25 protein-coding genes are annotated in these 22,408 nt (G+C 39.2%); 16 read left to right on the top strand and 9 right to left on the bottom strand.

All coding sequences use genetic code 11. The annotated features are described in order from the left end of the window. Positions 1-7: 7 nt before the first annotated feature. A complete protein-coding gene (locus F994_RS16820) occupies positions 8-1,195 on the bottom strand; it encodes an O-succinylhomoserine sulfhydrylase (protein ID WP_004651843.1) in 1,188 nt (395 codons plus the stop codon). A 137-nt stretch (positions 1,196-1,332) separates the two neighbouring features. On the opposite strand from F994_RS16820, the gene F994_RS16815 reads away from it, so the two are divergent. From F994_RS16815 to F994_RS16770, 10 genes are all read left to right on the top strand, one after another. Continuing rightward, complete coding sequence (locus F994_RS16815; RefSeq protein ID WP_034697327.1) at positions 1,333-2,424, top strand: alpha/beta fold hydrolase; 1,092 nt, start codon at positions 1,333-1,335, stop codon at positions 2,422-2,424. Positions 2,425-2,434: 10 nt separating this feature from the next. Beyond that, positions 2,435-3,307 (top strand): NAD(P)-dependent oxidoreductase, encoded by an 873-nt coding sequence (locus tag F994_RS16810; RefSeq protein WP_004651841.1) that lies wholly within the window; start codon positions 2,435-2,437, stop codon positions 3,305-3,307. Between the two features lie 81 nt (positions 3,308-3,388). Next, positions 3,389-3,658 (top strand): YARHG domain-containing protein, encoded by a 270-nt coding sequence (locus F994_RS16805; protein WP_004651839.1) that lies wholly within the window; start codon positions 3,389-3,391, stop codon positions 3,656-3,658. Positions 3,659-3,691: 33 nt separating this feature from the next. Then, positions 3,692-4,105 (top strand): HIT family protein, encoded by a 414-nt coding sequence (locus F994_RS16800; protein WP_004651838.1) that lies wholly within the window; start codon positions 3,692-3,694, stop codon positions 4,103-4,105. Between the two features lie 254 nt (positions 4,106-4,359). Beyond that, positions 4,360-5,442: a porin gene (locus F994_RS16795; protein WP_004651837.1), complete on the top strand. Its 1,083-nt coding sequence runs from the start codon at positions 4,360-4,362 to the stop codon at positions 5,440-5,442. A gap of 443 nt (positions 5,443-5,885) precedes the next feature. Next, the gene (gene cydP, locus F994_RS16790; RefSeq protein WP_004651836.1) at positions 5,886-6,077 is read left to right on the top strand and encodes a cytochrome oxidase putative small subunit CydP; all 192 of its coding nucleotides are present in this window, start codon (positions 5,886-5,888) and stop codon (positions 6,075-6,077) included. Then, a complete protein-coding gene (locus F994_RS16785) occupies positions 6,077-7,675 on the top strand; it encodes a cytochrome ubiquinol oxidase subunit I (RefSeq protein ID WP_004651835.1) in 1,599 nt (532 codons plus the stop codon). The genes cydP and F994_RS16785 overlap by 1 nt, the downstream gene beginning before the upstream one ends. After that, positions 7,672-8,817 (top strand): cytochrome d ubiquinol oxidase subunit II, encoded by a 1,146-nt coding sequence (cydB, locus tag F994_RS16780; protein ID WP_004651834.1) that lies wholly within the window; start codon positions 7,672-7,674, stop codon positions 8,815-8,817. Before F994_RS16785 ends, cydB begins: the two co-directional genes overlap by 4 nt. 32 nt (positions 8,818-8,849) lie before the next feature. Next, the gene (gene cydX, locus F994_RS17325; protein ID WP_004651833.1) at positions 8,850-8,951 is read left to right on the top strand and encodes a cytochrome bd-I oxidase subunit CydX; all 102 of its coding nucleotides are present in this window, start codon (positions 8,850-8,852) and stop codon (positions 8,949-8,951) included. A 3-nt stretch (positions 8,952-8,954) separates the two neighbouring features. Continuing rightward, positions 8,955-9,251: a cyd operon YbgE family protein gene (locus tag F994_RS16770; RefSeq protein ID WP_004651832.1), complete on the top strand. Its 297-nt coding sequence runs from the start codon at positions 8,955-8,957 to the stop codon at positions 9,249-9,251. Between the two features lie 55 nt (positions 9,252-9,306). Here the strand turns inward: F994_RS16770 and rodA are convergent, their stop codons facing one another. The 6 genes from rodA to F994_RS16740 all read right to left on the bottom strand — a co-directional run bounded on the left by rodA (position 9,307) and on the right by F994_RS16740 (position 15,489). Next, on the bottom strand, positions 9,307-10,443 hold the full coding sequence (rodA, locus tag F994_RS16765) for a rod shape-determining protein RodA (protein ID WP_004651831.1): 1,137 nt from the start codon (positions 10,441-10,443) through the stop codon (positions 9,307-9,309). A gap of 83 nt (positions 10,444-10,526) precedes the next feature. Further along, on the bottom strand, positions 10,527-11,243 hold the full coding sequence (ispD, locus tag F994_RS16760) for a 2-C-methyl-D-erythritol 4-phosphate cytidylyltransferase (protein ID WP_004651830.1): 717 nt from the start codon (positions 11,241-11,243) through the stop codon (positions 10,527-10,529). Next, positions 11,209-11,604 carry a cell division protein FtsB gene (ftsB, locus tag F994_RS16755; RefSeq protein WP_004651829.1) on the bottom strand — a complete coding sequence of 132 codons (396 nt, stop codon included), beginning with the start codon at positions 11,602-11,604 and terminating at the stop codon, positions 11,209-11,211. Before ftsB ends, ispD begins: the two co-directional genes overlap by 35 nt. Before the next feature lie 17 nt (positions 11,605-11,621). Continuing rightward, entirely contained in the window at positions 11,622-12,911 is a 1,290-nt protein-coding gene (gene eno, locus F994_RS16750) for a phosphopyruvate hydratase (protein ID WP_004651828.1), read from the bottom strand. 47 nt (positions 12,912-12,958) lie between these two features. After that, entirely contained in the window at positions 12,959-13,816 is an 858-nt protein-coding gene (kdsA, locus tag F994_RS16745; protein WP_004651826.1) for a 3-deoxy-8-phosphooctulonate synthase, read from the bottom strand. Between the two features lie 32 nt (positions 13,817-13,848). Further along, a complete protein-coding gene (locus F994_RS16740; protein WP_004651825.1) occupies positions 13,849-15,489 on the bottom strand; it encodes a CTP synthase in 1,641 nt (546 codons plus the stop codon). A 226-nt stretch (positions 15,490-15,715) separates the two neighbouring features. Here F994_RS16740 and F994_RS16735 point away from each other — a divergent pair, with 226 nt between their 5' ends. From F994_RS16735 to F994_RS16725, 3 genes are all read left to right on the top strand, one after another. After that, a complete protein-coding gene (locus F994_RS16735; protein WP_004651824.1) occupies positions 15,716-16,135 on the top strand; it encodes a hypothetical protein in 420 nt (139 codons plus the stop codon). A gap of 596 nt (positions 16,136-16,731) precedes the next feature. Next, positions 16,732-17,208, top strand: coding sequence for a CinA family protein (locus F994_RS16730; protein WP_004651823.1), 477 nt, complete (start codon positions 16,732-16,734; stop codon positions 17,206-17,208). A 2-nt stretch (positions 17,209-17,210) separates the two neighbouring features. Continuing rightward, a complete protein-coding gene (locus tag F994_RS16725; RefSeq protein WP_004651822.1) occupies positions 17,211-17,834 on the top strand; it encodes a hypothetical protein in 624 nt (207 codons plus the stop codon). A 35-nt stretch (positions 17,835-17,869) separates the two neighbouring features. Here F994_RS16725 and prpC read toward each other — a convergent pair whose 3' ends face one another. Beyond that, positions 17,870-19,006, bottom strand: a complete 1,137-nt coding sequence (gene prpC / locus F994_RS16720; protein WP_004651821.1) for a bifunctional 2-methylcitrate synthase/citrate synthase — start codon at positions 19,004-19,006, stop codon at positions 17,870-17,872. 26 nt (positions 19,007-19,032) lie between these two features. Then, positions 19,033-19,908 (bottom strand): methylisocitrate lyase, encoded by an 876-nt coding sequence (gene prpB / locus F994_RS16715; protein ID WP_004651820.1) that lies wholly within the window; start codon positions 19,906-19,908, stop codon positions 19,033-19,035. A gap of 246 nt (positions 19,909-20,154) precedes the next feature. Here prpB and F994_RS16710 point away from each other — a divergent pair, with 246 nt between their 5' ends. The 3 genes from F994_RS16710 to F994_RS16700 all read left to right on the top strand — a co-directional run bounded on the left by F994_RS16710 (position 20,155) and on the right by F994_RS16700 (position 22,408). After that, a complete protein-coding gene (locus tag F994_RS16710) occupies positions 20,155-20,805 on the top strand; it encodes a TetR/AcrR family transcriptional regulator (RefSeq protein WP_004651819.1) in 651 nt (216 codons plus the stop codon). Between the two features lie 112 nt (positions 20,806-20,917). Then, on the top strand, positions 20,918-21,838 hold the full coding sequence (gene argF / locus F994_RS16705) for an ornithine carbamoyltransferase (protein WP_004651818.1): 921 nt from the start codon (positions 20,918-20,920) through the stop codon (positions 21,836-21,838). Between the two features lie 99 nt (positions 21,839-21,937). Beyond that, a complete protein-coding gene (locus F994_RS16700; RefSeq protein ID WP_004651817.1) occupies positions 21,938-22,408 on the top strand; it encodes a hypothetical protein in 471 nt (156 codons plus the stop codon).

The following is a 22,408-nucleotide window of genomic DNA, read 5'->3' as shown; positions in this document are numbered from 1 at the left end:
CTATACATTAGATTAAGTCTAAACCACGACTAATATCGCGAATAATATCATCAATATCTTCTAAACCAACAGAGACGCGAATTAAACCTTCACGAATACCTGCTGCTTCTTTGGCATCGGCTGAGAGTTTACCGTGAGTTGTGGTTGCTGGGTGAGTAATTGTTGATTTTGCATCACCTAAATTACCGGTAATTGAAATAAATTGGGTATTGTCGATGACTTTCCAAGCCCCTTCACGACCACCTTTGACTTCAAATGATACAATACCGCCAAAACCTGTTTGTTGTTTCGCAGCAAGCGCGTGTCCAATATGTGCTGACAAACCTGCATAGTAAACTTTTTCAACGTTTGCATGTGCATCTAAGAATTCAGCAAGTTTTTTCGCGCTTTCAGAGTGTGCTTTCATACGTAAACGTAAAGTTTCCAGACCTTTTAAGAACACCCAAGCATTAAATGGGCTCATTGAAGGACCAGTGGTACGTACATAACCAAATACATCTTCAAGTAGTTGGTGATTCCCCACTACAGCCCCACCTAAAGCACGACCTTGACCGTCTAGATATTTGGTTGCTGAATAAACCACTAAATCGGCACCAAATTTAATCGGTTGTTGCAGAACGGGTGTACAGAAACTGTTATCTATCGCCAGTAATGCACCATTGACATGCGCAATATCAGCCAAAGCCTGAATATCTGCAATTTCAGAAAGTGGATTAGATGGAGATTCAACAAACAGTAACTTGGTTTCAGGCTTAATGGCATTTTTCCATGCCGCCAAATCTGTCAAGTCAACAAAATCAACACTTACACCAAATTTTGCCACGTATTTTTCAAATAAAGATACGGTTGAACCAAATACGGCACGTGAACAAATAACATGATCACCCAATTTTAGATACGACATTGCAACAGCCATAATTGCAGCCATACCCGTACTTGTTGCAACAGCTCGTTCAGCCCCTTCTAAAGCAGCTAAACGCTTTTCAAACATGGCCACAGTCGGATTGGTAAAACGTGAATAAATATTTCCCGGTTCTTGACCTGAAAATTTAGCTGCCGCCTCTGCTGCATTTTCATAAACAAAGGATGAAGTGAGGAAAATTGGCTCACCATGCTCACCTTCAAAACTACGTGTATGACCTGTACGAATGGCTAAAGTGTCTAATTGGTATTCAATGTCGTCTTGTTGGCTCATCTTTATTGCCCAGTCCTGAGTTGCCGTTGCGAATAATTGCCAACATTTTGAGCGTCTATGGTATTTAAGGTCAAGGTATAATGCATAAATATCGCCTACACTTCGATCAATCCACTCATGGGCGAGTACGAGCAACCATGCTTCACGTTAAAAATAAAATTGCGAAACATAAAAATAAACTAAAAAACTTATCAACCCGTTTGTTTAATTCAAACTCGCTGGTTTTATCGCAAACGACGGCGTATGACGTTATTGCCGAATATAAACAAACGCGTATTCGTTATTACGCATCACCCAATAAACAATATAAAGAACCATTGGTCTTTGTTGCCCCGCTTGCAATCAATATGGCCATTTACGACCTCTACCCTTATCGCTCATTGGTCAAACATTTTCAGCATAGTGGTTTTGATGTCTATTTAGTGCAATGGGGACAATATAACTTTAAAGATCGTTTTTTAAATTTTATGTCTTTTATTGATGATGCCATTCCCCATTGTATCGAACAGATTCGCAAACACTCAAAAAGTGAAGAAATTTCACTACATGGTTGGAGCATGGCCGGTATTTTTGTGGTGCTGTATTGTGCTTTGCGACAACCCAATTTTGTCAAAAATTTGATCGTACTGGGTAGCCCTGTAGACAGTTATGCCTCTGGTCGTACTGGTAAAATTTTTCAAAAGGTGAATCAACTTATTGCTAAGAATAAAACACTACAAGACAAAATTTATTCTGAAACGGTGCCAAAAAGCTTTATTCACACCTCAGGCTTACTTAATGCCATTGGTTTTAAAATCATTGATCCAAAAGGCTGGTTTCACAGCCAAAAGCGGCTTTTATTGAATTTAGATAACACTCAAAAGTTGTATGAACATGCCACCATGGGGAATTTCCTCAACAAAATGATTGATTACCCCGGTGGCATCAATCAGGACATGATTTTTAATGTTTGGCTACAAAATCCGCTGAAAAATGGCGTTATACAATTACAAGATAAGAATATCGAATTAAAAAATATTCAATGCTCTTTATTGATTGGCGCAGGTCGTAGCGATCAGATCGTATCGGCAGCGGCTGTTAAGCCTTTAATTGAATTGACAAATAGCCAAGATGTCACGTTTACTCTTATCCCCGGTGGGCATTTGGGCCTAATGTCGAGCCAATCAAGTGCAAATGAGTTCTGGCCATTGATGACCACTTGGCTAAAACAGAGATCAAGCAAAATATAAAGGATATACCATGATTCAGTCAGTTGCATTTATCGGCCTAGGTGCTATGGGTTACCGCATGGCAGCACATTTACCTCAACATTTTGATACAGTATATGTATGGAATCGTAATTTTGAAAAAGCCAAGCAACATGCAACTGAATATGGCACCCAAGCAGTAGAACTTGCGCAAGCGGTTCAAGCCGATGTTATTTTTTCTTGCTTACCGACCAGCAAAGACGTTGAAGAACTGATTGCCTCTGTAAAAATCAAATCGGGTTCCATCTGGGTAGACTGCACCAGCGGTGTACCTGAATCTGCCAAAACCCTAGCAACACAATTAAAACTACACAATATCGATTTCCTTGATGCGCCTGTCAGTGGTCAAACCATTGGTGCAGAAACCGCAACTTTGACAGTCATGGTTGGCGGCGAAGCAGCGGGTTTTGAAAAAGCGCTACCTGCAATGCAAGCTTTTGGCAAACTGATTAAACATGTCGGTGGTTCTGGTGCAGGGTTTTCAGTCAAAGCTGTAAATAACATGCTTTTGGCCGTAAATTTGTGTTCTGTTGCAGAAGGTTTTACCGCCCTTAAAGCCCACGGTGTCAACCTGCATGAAGCCCTTGATTGTATTAATGCCTCAAGCGGAAAAAGCGGCGTGACCGAAACAGTTTTACCACAGCGCATTTTAAACCGTAGTTTTCCACTAACCTTTGCACTACCATTATTAGCCAAAGATACAGGTATTGCATTAGACTTGGTTCGCGAAGCAAAACTCTCTGCGCCTGTCATTGCTTTAACTCAAAGTTTAATTCAAGCCTCTAGCGATTTATCAGAAAAAGACAGTGACTTTTCCAGCGCTGTAAAAATGTATGAATCATGGAGTAAAATTACACTTGAGTAATAACTCGCCATTGAATAATGATAACTAAACCTAATATTGTGATGATGTGCTTTACACAATGTTAAACCTGAGGAAACTCTCATGACTAAGTTTACAGTTGCAATGTTTGCAAGCCTTGCAACCTTGATCGGGGCAAATACCTTTGCAGCAAGTGCCGAGCAAGAGTGTCAACAATTGAAAAATGACCATGATGTCATTTATGCATCTAAAGGTTTCTGCTTTAAAGATCCTGAAGCTAAGGCGAAGTTTGGCAATGATAATTGCTATACAACTAAACCAAAATTTTCAGAAAAAGAGCAACAACGACTTGACGCCATCAAAGATCGTCAGAAAGAATTGAACTGTAAATAATTACAGCAGACAATTACTTTTTAAGGATTAAACATGCTTTACGATGATCAAAATATTTTTGCACGAATTATCCGCAATGAACTTCCTGCAATTAGGGTTTATGAAGACGATCAAGTTGTTGCGTTTATGGATATCATGCCACAAGCTGAAGGTCATACTTTAGTTATCCCTAAAACGCCAGCTGTAACACTGCTTGACCTCGCACCAGAAGCCGCAGCTTACACCATCCAAATTGTGCAAAAAATTGCACAAGCTATGGAAAAAGCATTGGATATTAAGGGTGTTGTACTGATGCAACTTTCAGGTGCAGCAGCGGGTCAAACCGTACCGCATGTGCATTTTCACTTAATTCCAACGTCAGTACATGAATTAGGTAAACATGCTTTACACATGGGTGATCAAGAAAAAATTAAAGCCTTGGCTGAAAAAATTAAAGCCGCACTTTAATTTGAATCACCTGAAATAAAATGGAGTTTAGGCTCCATTTTTTATAAGTCCATAATAATAAAAAATATTAAATCCCAATAAAAAAATCTTAATACGTCACCAAACTGTCATTTTTTCTTCACCTCACTGTCATATCCATTACAGATACTGCTTAGCAAGTTGGTTAGCTTCTGTAACTTTTTGTACTTAAGCAAACTAAAAAAAGAGTCAAGCAAGGCTATCGCCATTAAGAACAGTGTTTTGGAGAAATCTCAATGAAAAAATTGCTTCTCGCTGCAGCAGTTACAACTTTAAGCTTAAGTGCAGCGCAAGCAGCACCAACTTTGTACGGTAAAGTGAATGTAAGTGTCGACAGCTACGATGATGGTAAAGATGATAAAGTAGAAGTCAATTCAAATGCTTCACGCCTTGGTGTTAAAGGGGAAGAGAAACTAACTGAGAAACTCTCGGCAGTTTACCAAGCTGAATGGGAAATTGATGTAGATGGCGGTGATGACGTATTTAAAAAACGTAATATTTTCGCTGGGTTAAAGTGGGCTAATCTAGGTACGCTAAAAGCAGGTATCATGGATACGCCATTTAAAGATGCGGCGAGTGGATACCGTGACGTATTTAATGACTACGCACATGCCGACATCAAAGAAATGATGTACGGTGAAGAACGTGTAGAAAATGTCATTGGGATTGAGACCGATCCTAAACTGATGGGTGGATTAGTCTTTGCTCTTCAAGCTCAACAAGGCGAATCTACCAGCAGCACAGTAACTTATACTGACGGCGCTCGTGACAGCGTTGGCGATGGCATTTCCACTTCACTTTCATATGCCAATAAAGACCTCGGCTTAGAAGGTGTTATCTCAGGCAACTTCAAATCTATAGGTGACTTCGCTGCTGTCGGTATTTCAAATGCTCCTGCTGATGCAATCCGTGTAGGCGCTTCTTTCGACCTAGGTAAAATTGGTGCGACAGGCTTATTTCTAGGCGCAATGTGGCAAACTGCAGAAATCTCTGATTATTTAGGTACTGAAACCTACCGTAATGTAGAAGAAAATGCATGGTTACTTTCAGCAACCTACAAGCTTGGAAATACACCTTGGTCTTTTAAAGCTCAATATCAAGAAGCTGACACTGACTGGACTACAGCTACAGTAACGGGCGATACCTCTGCAAAACAATGGGGTATTGGGGCAGATTATAAATTAAACAGCCAAACCAAATTATTCGCGAGTGCCGTACAACGCGAGTGGGACAACAAACGTACAAGCGCTGGAGCTGCGGCTGCAATTCCAAATGCTGATGAAAATGTTTATGGTTTAGGTATGGAAATCAAATTCTAAACTCAAATGAATTAACAAAAGACTGCCCATGGGTGGTCTTTTTTATTTCATCCAATCACAAAACACATTGCTGGCAAACAGACTTTTTAAAAATACTTCCATCATTACTTTTATACTTAAATGAAAGAATTCCAACTTAAATACAAATTAATCTCATTTAATAAACATTATCTTTAATGCTCATTTTTAATAATACACAACTGTTTTAGTCGGCTTTTAAATAATACTAAAGCATTTTAGTTGGTTTTACAAAAAAGCAATACAAAGCATTTTACTCAACTTTAAAATCGGAAAATATTAGTTTATTTTTTGTTTAAACCATATTTTAAATTACTGTTTTTATTCAATTAAATAATATATTTTTATTTTAACTGTTCAAGCTATTTATTTTTATTATTGTTTTGTTAATAATAGATATTATGTTTCAAAATAGGCTTATGTAGATGAGCTTAATCCCCAAAGATTTCAATCAAAAATTAGTGCGAGAAATCACGATCATATTAATAATTAAGATCGTTCTCTTACTGACAATCAAACATATCTGGTTCGATGCTCCGACCATTCCTAAAAATTTTGACAATCAAGTTGCCGAGCATATTGCTGGCAGCCCTTCCCAAATCAAGGAGACACGTTGATGATTTCTGAAAGCGTGGTCGATCTTTCGCGGTTCCAATTTGCGATGACCGCGATGTATCATTTTATTTTTGTTCCACTGACTTTAGGTCTGGCTTTTATTCTTGCCATTATGGAAACCACGTATGTGATTTCTGGTAAAGAAATTTATAGAGACATGACTAAATTTTGGGGCAAGCTCTTCGGTATTAACTTCGCTTTAGGGGTTACAACTGGCTTAACTATGGAATTCCAGTTTGGTACAAACTGGGCATATTATTCACATTATGTGGGTGATATTTTTGGTGCTCCACTGGCAATTGAAGGCCTCATGGCATTCTTCTTAGAGTCCACTTTTATTGGTTTATTCTTCTTCGGATGGGATCGACTTACTAAAGCGCAACATTTAGCTGTCACGTGGCTGGTTGCTATTGGCTCCAATTTATCTGCACTGTGGATTTTAGTCGCCAATGGCTGGATGCAGAACCCAGTCGGTTCAGCATTTAACTATCAAACCATGCGTATGGAGTTAGTTGACTTTGGTGCCTTGATTTTTAACCCAGTCGCTCAAGTTAAGTTTGTACATACCGTTTCAGCGGGTTATGTAACGGGTGCTATTTTTGTACTTGCGATTTCAAGTTTCTACTTATTGAAAAAACGTGATTTACCTTTTGCCCGTCGTTCATTCGCAATTGCGGCAATCTTTGGTTTAGCATCTACCCTATCCGTGATTCTACTGGGTGACGAGTCTGGTTATGAAATCGGTGATGTGCAAAAAACTAAACTTGCAGCGATTGAAGCGGAATGGGATACCCATCCTGCACCAGCACCATTTACTTTATTTGGTATTCCAAATAAAGAAACGATGACCACGGATTATGCAGTCAAAATTCCATATCTTATGGGAATTATCGCAACTCGTTCTACAACCAAAGAAGTAACGGGCATCAAAGACTTAGTTGTTCAACATGAAGCGCGTATCCGTAATGGTATGGTTGCTTATGCACAACTAGAAAAACTTCGTGCCGGCGATCAATCAGCTGAGCTAAAAACAGCTTTTGAACAATCTCAAAAAGACTTAGGCTATGGCTTACTTCTTAAAAAATACACGCCAAATGTGGTTGATGCGACAGAAGCCAATATTAAAGCGGCTGCTTTAGATACCATTCCACATGTACCAAGCTTATTCTGGGCTTTCCGTGCAATGGTGGCATCTGGTTTCTTAATGTTGTTGTTATTTGCACTTGCAACTTTTGCTGTCGCAAAACGCAATGCAGAAAGCAAACCGTGGTTACTCAAATTCGCTCTATTTGCCCTACCTTTACCATGGGTTGCAGCGCAAACTGGTTGGTATGTTGCGGAAGTAGGTCGTCAACCTTGGACGATTGGTGAAGTTTTACCTACACATCTCTCTACTTCTTCATTAAGTACTGGCGATGTTTGGGGTTCAATCATTGCACTTGCAGCATTCTATACAGTACTTCTTGTTATTGAGATGTACTTGATGATCAAATTCTCTCGTTTGGGTCCAAGCTCTTTACACACAGGTAAATATCATTTCGAGAAATTAGCAGCAAAAGATAATGCAAATCACTCTAAAGTTGAGGAGCCTCAATCATGATCGAATATGAACTTCTCAAAATCATCTGGTGGGTGTTGGTTGGTGTCTTACTGATTGGTTTTGCACTCACAGATGGTTTTGATATGGGCTCAATGGCACTCATGCCATTTGTAGGAAAAACAGATGATGAACGTCGTGCTGCAATTAATACGATTGCACCACACTGGGAAGGCAACCAAGTTTGGTTTGTGACCGCTGGCGGAGCGCTATTTGCTGCTTGGCCAATGGTCTATGCCACTGCCTTCTCGGGCATGTACTGGGCACTATTACTGGTCTTATTTGCCTTATTTTTAAGACCTGTAGGCTTTGATTACCGCTCTAAACTGCAAAATACACAATGGCGTACGTCTTGGGATTGGGGTTTAGCCGTTGGTGGTGCAGTTCCTGCATTAGTGTTTGGTGTCGCGTTTGGCAATATGTTTCTAGGTGTACCCTTCACTTTAGATGAAACTGTACGCTCAACCTACACAGGAAGCTTCTTTGCCCTACTTAACCCATTTGCTCTAGTTTGTGGTTTAGTCAGCTTATCTATGCTGTGTGCGCATGGTGGTGCATGGTTAATGCTTCGTACCGATGGTGTTTTACGTCAACGCTCTGCAAAAGCAACTCAAATTATGGGTATGGTGTACTTAGTTTGCTTTTTAGGCGCAGGTGCATGGTTATACTTCGGCGGTATTGAAGGTTATACATTAGTACAACCATTTGACACCAATGGTGTAGCCAACCCATTGGCAAAAGAAGTACTCACCAATGGTAACCATGGTTGGATGAACAACTATTCAACCTATCCTATTACCATGCTTGCTCCAATTGCTGCAATTTTGGGTGGATTACTGATTGTCTTTGCTGCTGGTAAAAATAAAGCGGGCCTTAGTTTTACAGGTTCCACTTTAGCGGTAACAGGCTCAATCTTAACTGCTGGTTTTGCACTATTCCCATTCCTTATGCCGTCAAGCATTAACCCAACAGTAAGCTTGACCATGTGGGATGCTGTTTCAAGTCAAAATACACTTACTGTGATGACCGTTGTCGCGGGTATTTTTGTTCCAATCATTATAGGTTACACCACTTGGTGCTACTATAAGATGTGGGGTGTGATTACCAACAAACACGTTCAAGATAACTCACACAGCCTTTATTAAGGTTGTGTCTACAAGAAATAAGGAGAATAGTTATGTGGTATTTCGCTTGGATTCTTGGCATCTTGATGGCGTGTTTTGCAGGTGTACTCAGTGCTCTTTACATTGAACACAATCAAGATTTAGATGAGGAATAGAAAATGACTGAAGTGGCAGTGACAACAACAGAAAAAAAGCCGAATAGATTTGCAATGGCCATCTCATTTTTGTTGGCATTGCCTCTTGCTGCTATTTTACTTATTCATCCTGCTGCAATGCTGGATGCCAATGGTGAATACAGCCATCGTGCCATGATGTTTATTATGATTGGTATTTCAGGTGGTTTTATTCACGGTGTCGGTTTTATTCCAAAGTTCTGGTTATGGAAATGGTTATTTAGCCCTTTCATTGCATGGCCACTCATGCTTTGGGGCTACTACACTTGGCTCCTCGCTTAAAATCAAAAAGCCCTTAATTGATTAAGGGCTTTTTTTTAACACAATTATTGCTTAATTAACGGTGACTATGAATCGACATCACAATTCCCATACTGGCAAGCATGGAAATTACAGCGGTTCCACCATAACTCATCAATGGTAATGGATCGCCTGTCACAGGAAGAATGCCACTCACCATGCCCGAACTTAGAAATACAAAAAAGAAGAAAGTCAGTCCAATCGCACCCGCAAATAAACGCCCAAAGTTATGAAAGCTATTCATCCCGATCATTAAACAACGAATAATAATGGCAGCAAATAAACTAATTAACAGAAACACCCCAATAAAACCGAACTCTTCGGCATAAGTCGACATAATAAAATCGGTATGATGTTCAGGTAAGTAACCTAAATGTGATTGCGTTCCCCCAAGGTAGCCTTTACCTGTTAAGCCGCCAGAACCAATTGCAATTTTGGATTGAATAATATTCCAACCCGCCCCCAAAGCATCAGATTCTGGGTCAAACAAAGTCAACACACGCTTTTTTTGATACTCTTGTAACACGAACATCCAAAGTGCTGGTGCTGCAACCGCAAATGCCGAAAGCGCACCCACAATCAATTTCCAAGACATACCACTTAAAAATAAAACAAAAATGCCCGGAATGATCAGACCAATATTCAAGTCAGGCTGCAAAGCCACAAGTACAAAAGGAATGACCATCAGCACTAAAGCGATAATAATATCCAAGAATTTAGGTGGAAATGGACGACGCGAAAAATACCATGCCATCATCAAAGGCATTGCAAACTTCATAAATTCACTGGGTTGCATGCTACCAATACCCGGTAGACTAATCCACCTTTTAGCCCCCATACGAGTTTCACCAACGACCAGCACCATCACCAGCATAAAAAGGGCAAATACATAAAAATAAGGACTAACCGCTTGATAAACTTTGGGTGGAATTTGCGCGCAAATAAACATGGCGATAAAACCAACGCCAAAACTAATGGCTTGACGAAGCACCATTTGTGAATCTTGAGCTGATGCGCTGTAGATAACCATCAAACCCAATGCGGCATTCAGAACTAAAAAGCATAATAACCAAGGGTCTAAATGCCATTTTTTCCATTTAGATGAATCATTTTTAATGCTTCTACCATCACGTAAAGAGTGACGTAAAAAACGATACTGAGGTGATGGTATCATTTGAAATATTTGAATGTGTAGATGAGATGGCAAAGTATAAATTTAAAGCCTTAGAGATAATACATCTGGCGCCATTTTTTATTTTATTTTTGTGAAGCTAGAATTAATTTGGCTAGTTCTAAATCATCAGCATAAGTAATTTTAATATTATCTGAACGACCTTGTACCACTTTCACAGTCTCACCTATATGCTCTAAAGCACTGGCTTCATCCGTAATCGTAACACCATCCTGCAATGCTTTCTCAATGGCATACTTCAATATACCTAACTTTGAAATTTGTGGCGTCTGTGCTTGCCACAAATACTCACGACTCACAGTGGTATCAATATTATCGTACTGTGCAACAAATTTTAAAGTATCACGAACTGGAATGGCTAAAATTGCACTACAATTTTCTTGAATAGCGGTATGCACTAAACGATTCAAACAATCTTGAGTAACGCACGGACGGGCAGCATCATGTACAAAAACCAAATCATCAGCTGAAGCCATTTGACTTAAATAAGTCAATGCATTCAACACAGAATGGACACGCTCTGTACCACCCACACAAAAATGAGCTTTATCTAACTGAGCAAAATTTAATGCTTTAGCCACCGAATCGTCTTCACTTATCGCCAAGACATAACCCAATATGGGCAATTGATTCAAACAACTCACCGTATGTTCTAATACAGTTTGACCTTGAATCATTTGATACTGCTTAAGTTCTGTTTTAGAAAAACGACTTCCAGAACCCGCAGCAGGAATAACTGCCCAAATTTTATGGTGCACTTGTGGGCACTTCTTCTTCGCCATCTTCATTGGTTCTTAAATCTATTTTCGCATTTGGGTCAATATAAATCGGCTTATACTGCGTTCCAATCATGCTCATTTGCACAAAAGTTTCATTCGGCTTAACCAAACCTAGATCTAAACGTGCATGTTCTTCAATCGCTTCAATGCCATTTTTTAAATCATAAACTTCAGCAGCAAGAACACGATTACGTTCTTTTAATTCTGTGTTTATTTCTGTTTGTTGTTGAATTTTTTGGGCTAATTTTTGATGGTCATGATAACCACCTTCGCCAAACCAGAATAAGTACTGAAACCCTGCGATCAAAATGATCGCAAGGCCCAATAATACTTTACTCGCTGCGGAGTTAAATATACTTAACATAAATAGCATTCAGTCGCTTAGTTCAAACCTTTGAATTCAGCTTTACCGCGATATGCTGCTTTAGTCAATTCTTCAATACGAAGTAATTGGTTATATTTTGCAACACGGTCAGAACGGCACAGTGAACCTGTCTTGATTTGACCAGCCGCAGTACCTACAGCAAGATCCGCAATAGTAGAATCTTCTGTTTCGCCTGAACGGTGTGAAATCACTGTAGAGTAACCATTTTCTTTCGCAAGATAGATCGCATCTAGAGTTTCAGTCAACGTACCAATTTGGTTGTATTTGATTAAGATAGAGTTACCTACTTTCTCATTAATACCACGCTGAAGGATTTTCGGGTTTGTAACGAACAAGTCATCACCAACCAACTGGATTTTGTCGCCAAGGATCGACGTCAAGTAAGACCAACCTTCCCAATCTGACTCATCTAAACCATCTTCAATTGAGATAATTGGATATTGGTTTACAAGACCCGCTAAATAGTCAGAGAACTGGTTGCTTGTGAATGCTTTATTGCCTTCACCTGCAAGGATGTATTGACCATTTTTGTAGAATTCTGAAGATGCACAGTCAAGCGCAAGCATAATGTCAGAACCAGCTTTGTAACCTGTTTGACCAATTGCTTCAAGAATAACCGTGATTGCTTCTTCGTTCGAACGTAAGTTCGGTGCAAAACCACCTTCATCACCTACAGCAGTGTTTAAACCTTTTTTGTTTAAAACTGATTTTAGAGAATGGAAGATTTCAGCACCCGCACGTAATGCTTCAGAGAATGAAGTAAAGCCTACTGGCTCAATCATAAACTCTTGAATATCAACATTATTATCTGCATGCGAACCACCATTGATGATGTTCATCATTGGCACAGGCATAGTCAAAATCGTTTGACCACGTAAGTCTGCGATATATTGGAACAAAGGAATTTTCTTTTCATCAGCAGCAGCACGCGCAACAGCTAGCGATACGGCTAAAGTTGCGTTTGCACCCAATTTTTCTTTGTTTTCAGTACCATCAAGATCAATCATCTTTTGGTCGATTTCTTTTTGTTCAAATACAGAAGTACCGATTAAAAGATCACGAATCAACGTATTTACGTTGTTTACTGCAGTGCGAACACCTTTACCTAAATAACGTGATTTATCACCGTCACGAAGTTCTAAAGCTTCACGAGAACCAGTTGAAGCACCAGATGGTGCACATGCACGGCCAACTATGCCAGATGCTAAGATAACGTCTGCTTCGATGGTTGGGTTACCACGAGAGTCCAAAATTTCACGTGCACGAATGTCAACGATTTGACTCATGAACAATTCCTCAGTTGATTGAATAACTAGATGCTCTTATTAGAGCATCAATGAGTATCTAACTTTTTGAAACCTTTAACCAAGGTATCCAATTCTTTTAATTGCGCCAAGAACGGCTCAAGCTGTGACATACGAAGTGCGCATGGGCCGTCACATTTTGCATGTTCTGGATCTGGATGTGCCTCTAGGAACAAACCAGCCAAACCTGTTGCCATACCTGCACGTGCAAGTGTCGTGATTTGTGCACGACGACCGCCCGCTGAATCAGCACGACCACCAGGCGTTTGCAGCGCATGGGTCACATCAAAGAACACAGGGACATTCATTTCTTTCATGTGGTCGAAGCCCAGCATGTCTACAACAAGGTTGTTATAGCCAAATGCTGAACCACGTTCACATAGAATGAGCTTGTCATTTCCAGCTTCTAAACATTTATTTAGAATATGACGCATTTCGTGCGGCGCTAGGAACTGTGCTTTTTTAATGTTAATAATGGCATCGGTTTTTGCCATTGCTTCAACAAGGTCAGTCTGACGACTTAAAAAAGCAGGAAGCTGAATAATATCAGCAACTTCAGCCACAGGTGCGGCTTGGTATGGCTCATGTACATCAGTAATGATCGGTACATTGAAGTGTTTTTTAATGTCTGCTAACCACTCAAGACCTTTTTCCAGACCTGGGCCACGGAAAGAGTTCAAGCTGGAGCGATTGGCTTTATCAAAGCTTGCTTTAAACACATAGGGAATATCTAAACGTGTACAGATATCCACATAGGTTTCAGCAATTTCAAAAGCAAGATCTTTAGATTCAAGTACGTTCATGCCGCCGAATAGTACAAATGGCAAGTGGTTTGCCATTTGTATATCGCCTAAACGTACAATTTCTTGTGGTTTTAATTGTGACATTTAAACTTTCCTAGTTTATTCCCAGACCATTGTTACTTGGTTTTTTGATACTGTTTTTTAGCAGCGTCAATAAAGCTAGCAAATAATGGATGTCCATCACGTGGTGAACTTGTAAATTCTGGATGGAATTGTACAGCAATAAACCAAGGATGTTGAGGAATTTCAACAGTTTCTACTAAATGTTGTACTGGTGAATAACCTGAAATTTTCATCCCTGCTTCTTCAAGCACTGGAATGAAACGGTTGTTCATTTCGTAACGATGGCGGTGGCGTTCAATAATTTCCGCACTACCATACACTTCACAAGTCTTTGTACCTGCAACCAATTCAGATTTTTGAGCACCCAGACGCATGGTTCCACCAAGGTCAGATTCAACACTACGCTGCTGAACTTCACCGCGCTCATCCAGCCATTCAGTAATTAAACCAATGAGTGGTGATTTCGTTGAACGATTAAATTCAGTAGATGTTGCATCCGTAATACCAGCAACATGACGCGCATACTCAATAACAGCAAGCTGCATACCCAAACAGATTCCAAGGAATGGAACGCCATTTTCACGGGCAAATTGAATTGCTTTCATTTTGCCTTCAGTACCGCGCTCACCAAAACCACCTGGAACAAGGATTGCATCAGCATCTTTCAATACGTCGCTTACATCTTGGCTTTCAAGTTCTTCAGCGTTGACATAGTCAATTTGAACTTTAACGCGGTTTTTAATGCCTGCATGTAGAAGTGCTTCATTTACAGATTTATAGGCATCTGGAAGTTCAACATATTTACCCACCATTGCAACACGTACTGTGTATTCAGGGTTCAGTAAAGCATCTACCACATTATCCCAATCGGTTAAATCAGCTTCAGGAAGGTCGTTATAACCAAAACGCTCACAAATCAAATCATCCACATTTTGTTCATAGAACGTACGTGGGATTTGATAAATAGAACGCGCATCCTTACATACCACAACGGCACGTGCTTCTACGTTCGTAAATAGCGCAATTTTACGGGTGGTATCAGCATCAACATCATATTCTGTACGACAGATTAAGATGTCTGGCTGAATACCAATCGACAAAAGCTCTTTAACAGAGTGTTGCGTTGGTTTGGTTTTTAATTCAGCCGCAGATTTAATGTATGGAAGCAACGTTAAATGCATGAGCATGGTACGTTTATGACCAAGCTCAACCATTAATTGACGTACAGATTCCATGAATGGGAGAGATTCAATATCACCTACTGTGCCGCCAATTTCTACAATTGCAACGTCGTAGCCTTCACCTGCGCGAAGAACACGTTCTTTAATATTATCCGTAATATGTGGAATAACTTGAACTGTACCGCCAAGATAATCACCACGACGTTCTTTATTTAAAACGTCTTGGTATACACGGCCAGAAGTAAAGTTATTCAATTTGGTCATTTTCGCACGACGTAAGAAACGTTCGTAATAACCCAAATCTAGGTCAGTTTCAGCACCATCCTCTGTGACAAAGACTTCACCATGCTGGAATGGGCTCATTGTCCCTGGATCGACATTAATGTATGGATCCATTTTGACCATGGTTACTTTTAAACCACGGGCTTCTAAAAGTGCAGCAACTGAAGCAGCTGAAATACCTTTACCTAGTGATGAAACTACACCACCAGTCACGAAAATAAAATGGGTCATTGGGTTTCTCGTACAATCGAGCCTAAATCGGCCTACAATGTTGCGCAATTTTACTTTACCTTGTACCAATAAAGCAAAGTCAATCCGCATCAATTCATAGAACAACAAACAATTGGTTATTCTATCAGCATTTCCGATAAAAAATTAGAGGGGTTGCAGAGGATTTTTATATTCGTATTTGCTGTTATAATGCCGACATCCTATTAATGCTTTATTTTGTGCAATTATGAATAAAAAACTTTTAATTTGTGGCGCTATCGCAGCAGGTTTATTATTAACAGCGTGTGTAAAAAAAGAAGCGCCGAAAGAAGATGAATCGGAACAAGCTGCAACGACTCAGCAAACTGAGCAAGTGACTGAACCTGTACAAGCAGAGCCGTTAACGCCAGTTGAAAGCGAGCAAGTAGAAATTCCTACACATGTAGAAGTTGAACGTCACGAAACAGCACATACAACGACAGAGATTCGTCGTGAAGTGAGTGAACCTAAACCTGTTGAAAGCAAGCCTGCTGTAAAAGCTGAAGCGCCAAAAGCAGAAGACAAACCAACGCAAGTTGCTCAGCAAAAACCAAGTAATACGCCTCAGTCAGAAGATGATGCTGTTGCTGCTGCCATTGCTGCTGCTACGCCTGCACTTGAAAACTAATTTAGTTTTTAAAATGCAAAAACCCAGTGTAATCACTGGGTTTTTATTTAATACTGGATTTATATTTCACCCGAGTGAATCATGATTGAATTTTTTAATAAAATTTAAACTCATTCACGAATAAATACAGCCAAAAACACATGTCAATTTATACGATAAAAATGTTAACTCACATCACCATCAAAAAATTAACAATTACATTAATTTATTAAACAGGATTAATAAAATAAAAATACACCACAATAACAGCCAAAATAAACATTGATAGCGATAAATACGTATTTACGGTATTAAAGCTTTTAATAAATTTCACAATTTCCACTATATCAATCCAAATCTACTGTTAAGGTCATACATGCCATTTTATTAATATATGATTACATATATTTATATAAATTAAAACTGATTCATTTCAAGCCTTTCATTATCTTGCGATGAATTCTACTCAGCATATTTAAAGACGAAATAAATAAAATACTTGTCTATATAATATTGTGAGCCAACACATGCTGAACATGAGCCGTATCATTACAAAACAATCAGATGATCGCTTTTACGCTAAAATATGTACTCTTTTCACTCATGCCGTTTAGCAGATGATAAAAAAATGTTGTGATTTATTAGAGCTTCATCATTTAAAGATTGCCTTTATTGAAAGTGCAAGCTCAGGCTACCTTTCAAGCCAATTTTCAATTTATAAAAATAGTGGTGCAGAAATATTACTCGGTGGTTTAGTGAGTTATGACCCTTCCACAAAAGTCAATATTCTCAAAATTGAGCCAACTTTCATTGAAAAATATACGGCTGAATCTGCTGAAGTAACCGAAGCAATGGCTGTTCACGGGAAAAAGCTATTTACACAAGCAGATATTATTGTAGCTTGTACTGGATTACTCAAACCCGGTGGTAGTGCAACAGAAATAAAACCTGAAGGCACATTTTTTATCTCAATTTTATATTTAAATAAGACTCATAATTTTCATTATTTTATTGATGGAACACCATCAGAAAAACTTGCCGTCTTAACCCAATATGTTGCAACAGAAATCATAAAAATGATTGAGGAAATCTAGCCATGTTGAAACTCAAAACCAGTTTGCTCAGTTTAATATTCCTACCCTGCACCAGTTTTGCAACTGTAGGTGGACCACAAAATATAGAAATATTAGGCTATGATCATCAAGACCAAAAAGTCTACTTACTCAAACATTATGAAGATGGTCGTGGTCGCCTACCACAGCTCTATTATTATCAGTTTAAGAACAATCAACATCCTGAAAAGCTCATTCAAGTCAACTCACTCTACATCAATCCCAAAACCAAAAAAATTGATTATGATCAAGACAGCCGTTTATTTAATCAAGAAATTCGTAAAATTAAAAACCGACTTCAACTACTTATAACCATTTCTAAAAGCACAATCAAAGTTCAAATATTGAATAAAACCACGTCGAAAGAAAAGTCATGGTATGACCCAAATGAATTTATACCTAAATATAAGTATACCTATCAGCTAACAAGCAAAAATTTTAAAAGCCAAATACATCAGGCGATAGATTATCGCCAAGGCTTGAGTATCTCTCAAGCGTATAAAATCCCCAATCAACAGAAAATTATTGCTACTGTAAAATATTTAGGTCTTCCTTTTGAAACGGGTTATACCATAGAGGATCCGGTTTTATTGATACCTAAAAAATAAAGCCTCCGAAGAGGCTTTATTACAAATTTTTCAATTTAAGCAGCTGAACGTGCTTCAATAGGCACAACTTTACGCAGTTCAGGCCCAGTATAGTCCGCACTTGGGCGAATAATACGGTTGTCTGCACGTTGTTCCATCACATGCGCCGCCCAACCTGTGACACGGCTCATCACGAAGATTGGCGTGAATAATTTGGTCGCAATATCCATAAAGTGATAAGCCGAAGCATGGAAAAAGTCTGCGTTACAGAACAATTTCTTCTCACGCCACATCACTTCTTCACAGCGGACTGACACTGGATAAAGTACCGTATCACCGACATCTTTTGCCAAGCGTTCAGCCCAGATTTTAATGATGCCATTACGTGGATCATTGTCTTTATAAATAGCATGACCAAAGCCCATGATCTTTTCTTTACGCTCAAGTTTACCCAACATTTCACGTTCAGCTTCGTCGGCAGAGGTCCAGTTTTCAATCATTTCCATCGCAGCTTCATTTGCTCCACCGTGTAATGGGCCACGCAGTGAACCAATTGCACCAGTAATACATGAATGCATATCAGATAAGGTTGATGCGCATACACGTGCTGTAAATGTTGATGCATTAAACTCATGCTCTGCATACAAAATGAGGGACACATTCATCACTTGTTCATGCAATTCATTTGGTTTTTCGCCGCGCAGTAAATGCAGAAATTGAGCGCCAATCGAATCATCATCGGTATTTTCTTCAATGCGTACGCCATCATGGCTAAAACGATACCAGTAGCAAATGATGGCTGGAAGCGTTGCCAAAATACGATCGGCTACATCTTGCTGTTCAGCAAATGATTGTTCTGTTTCTAAGTTACCCAGCATCGAAACACCAGTACGCATCACATCCATGGGATGCGAATCCGCTGGAATACGTTCTAATACTTCTTTCAAAGCCTGTGGCAATTGACGCAGCGATTTTAATTTCGCTTTATAGCTTGCAAGCTGTTCCGCAGTCGGCAACTCACCAAAGAAGATCAGGTAAGCGACTTCTTCAAATTGACAGTTTTCTGCCAAATCCTGCACATCATAACCACGATAGGTTAAGCCTGCACCACTCTTGCCAACGGTTGAAAGTGCTGTTTTTCCTGCCACTTGTCCGCGCAATCCTGCGCCTGTGAGTACTTTTCCTTCAGCCATTTTTTTAATTCTCCATGTTGAATATTTTATTTAAACAATTTATCTAAGGTATTTTCAAAAGTATGATAATCAAGGAATTCGTACAGTTCTTTACGCTGTTGCATGATATCCAATACATTCACTTGCGTACCCGTTTCACGAATAGAGCGCATCACTTCTAATGCTGCTTTTTGCATTGCACGCGTTGCAGACAAAGGATAAAGTACCATTGAAATACCTTGCTCACCCAATTCTTCAGTGGTGTAATACGGTGTATCACCAAATTCAGTGATATTGGCCAAAACTGGCACACCCACTGCATCACAGACGGTTTTATACATAGTAATGTCGGTCATGGCTTCTGCAAAAATGGCATCTGCACCCGCTTCCACACATGCACAAGCGCGATCAATGACAGCTTGCAAACCTTCTTTTTGTAAGGCATCGGTACGTGCCATGACCACAAAGTTAGAATCGGTTTTAGCATCCACAGCGGCTTTAATACGATCCACCATTTCTTGTTGCGTCACAATTTCCTTATTTGGACGGTGACCACAGCGTTTTTGTGCCACTTGGTCTTCAATATGAACCGCAGCAGCGCCCGCAGCAATCATTTGCTTGACAGTACGTGCAATATTAAAAGCACCGCCCCAGCCTGTATCAATATCGACCAATAGTGGTGTATCGACCCGTTCAGTAATACGACGTACATCTTCAAGCACATTGTCTAAACTGGTCATGCCCAAATCAGGTAAACCATAAGAATAATTGGCAACACCTGCACCCGATACATAAATGGCTTTATAACCCACTTCTTTAGCCATCATGGCTGCATAGGCATTCACTGTACCAATGATTTGTAATGGTTTTTCCACTTCTAGTGCTTGTCTAAATCTTAAACCTGCAGACATTTGTTGTGTCATATTCCTTTCCACAGTTTCACTTTATTTATTGAATTTCGAGTATATCCATAAACATATTCATATCTATGACTTTTTAGAACATCTACTCTAAAACTTTAGTCAAATATTCACCAAACCTATAGTGTTATTTCCATTTTGCATGATTGTGACCAGAACAAGACAACATCTTTATTTTAAGAAATGTGCGCATATTTTTGCTATAATTGCAAATGTTTTCATTTTTTGATTATTGACTCTATACGCCATATGCACGAATTAGCTCAACCAGAACCCATAGGCCGCGACACACCACAAACCAAACGTGGTCATGAACGATGCCTATCGCTTTTACTTAGCGCAAATGAGCTATTTCTAGAACGTGGTTATGATGCAGTCTCTCTAGATGACATCGTTCACCATGCAGGTGGTTCTAAAGCCTCAATTTATAAATTTTTTGGCAATAAAGAAGGCTTATTTACGGCTATTTGTGATTATCGCCGTGAACAATTTTTTAAAGATATCTGTGTCCCTTTTGAACAAGGTAAAGATGATCTACACTCCTATTTAGTTCAAACCCTGATGAATTTTAAGCACCATCTCGTGCTTCCAGAAAATGCGGCATTCCTTCGTTTAATTCTTGAACGGACTCAGCGCAGTCCAGAACTGGCGCTGTATATTCATGAACAAGGCCCAAAACATATTCAAATGGCAATCGCCTGTGCTTTAACCAAAGCCGATGAACAAGGCCTAATTAAATGTCAGCAGCCTATTTATTCCGCTCAACTGTATTTTGGAATTATCCGTGATATTGAATGGCGCGTACTTATGGGTATCCCAGTTCAAGAAAATGATCAAGAAACCATCGAATACATCAATTATTGTGTAGATCGCTTCTTAGAAGGCCATCAAAAAGTCTAGTTTTTTTGCAATTCTGTCTACGTATAGTATATTAATCGATTCTCTTTCACTCAACCAACCAACAACTAATTGTTGTTTTGTTTTTTTATTCAGCAATTATTGTGGAGTAACCATGGCTCTACGTCATTTTCTGACCTTACGTGATTTATCGACTTTAGAACTTAACCAAATTTTGCAGCGCGCGATTGAACTTAAACGCAAGCAACATAGTAATGAGGTGTTCCAACCTTTTGTCGGTAAAGTTATGGGCATGATTTTTGAAAAATCGAGTACCCGAACACGTGTTTCGTTTGAAGCAGGTATGAGTCAATTCGGTGGTAGTGCGATTTTCTTATCTTCTCGTGATACACAGCTTGGTCGCGGCGAACCGATTGAAGATTCTGCACGTGTGATCTCAAGCATGCTTGATATTATTATGATCCGTACTTTTGGTCATGACATCGTAGAATGCTTTGCTTCTTATTCAAAAGTACCCATCATCAATGCCTTAACTGATGATCATCACCCTTGCCAACTTCTTGCGGATATGCAAACTTTCCTTGAACATCGTGGTTCTATTGAAGGTAAAACCGTGGCATGGATTGGGGATGGCAACAATATGTGTAATTCATATATTGAAGCAGCACACATGTGGGGCTTTAAATTAAAAATTGCCACACCTAAAGGTTATGAGCCACAAGCAAAATTCTTGTCAGAATTTGCCCACTGTGTAGAACTTGTCGATTCAGCAGAAGATGCAGCAGTCAATGCAGACCTAATTGTGACTGATGTTTGGGCCAGCATGGGACAAGAGGAAGAGCAAAAAATTCGCGAGAAAGCATTTGCTGATTTCCAAGTCAATGAAAAACTCATGGATTTAGCACATTCAAATTGTTTATTTATGCACTGCTTACCTGCGCACCGTGGTGAAGAAATTTCTGAAAATTTACTCGACCACAAAAATGCAGTGGTTTGGGATGAAGCAGAAAACCGTTTACACGCTCAAAAGGCTTTGGTTGAATTTTTACTCAATGAAAATTTAAAGAAAGACTAATTCAGTGATAAATTCTTAAAAAATTGAGCACCTTCGGGTGCTTTTTTTATATTCAAATCGCTATAATTAAATCCATAATTTTTATAAGTGATTTTAACCATGTCTTTAAAAAAAATCGTTTTATCTTTAAGTACTTTCATTTTAATCAATACAGCACAAGCCAAAGGCACAGAACTGGATCAATATTTTGTCAAAAATAAGATCATAGATTCATCGTATAAAATCCAAGATAGCAAAAAACTCAATGAACTTTTAAATGTCATGAGTGATGAAGACTCACGCACTATGCCCTATCAAGCTGATCAAAATACAGTGATTGAACAATTACGATTATATGCAGATCACATTGAGGTCCAAGGAATTATTACCACTCCAGATTTCACACAATTTGCTGAAGATATTGGCGATAAAGAAGTAAAACACTTCATTACACAAAACTTAATCAACAGTTGCCATTTATTTTTTGAGCATGAATTCCAACGCGTAAACCCCTACTATGTTAAAGTCAAACTAAGCGCGCCTCACAAGACTTATGATCTAAAAATTAAAAACAGCGAGTGTCAATTTTAA

Source organism: Acinetobacter bohemicus ANC 3994 (genome assembly GCF_000367925.1).
In the GTDB taxonomy this organism is placed as follows: domain Bacteria; phylum Pseudomonadota; class Gammaproteobacteria; order Pseudomonadales; family Moraxellaceae; genus Acinetobacter; species Acinetobacter bohemicus.
This window is presented reverse-complemented; position numbering and strand designations above follow the sequence as displayed.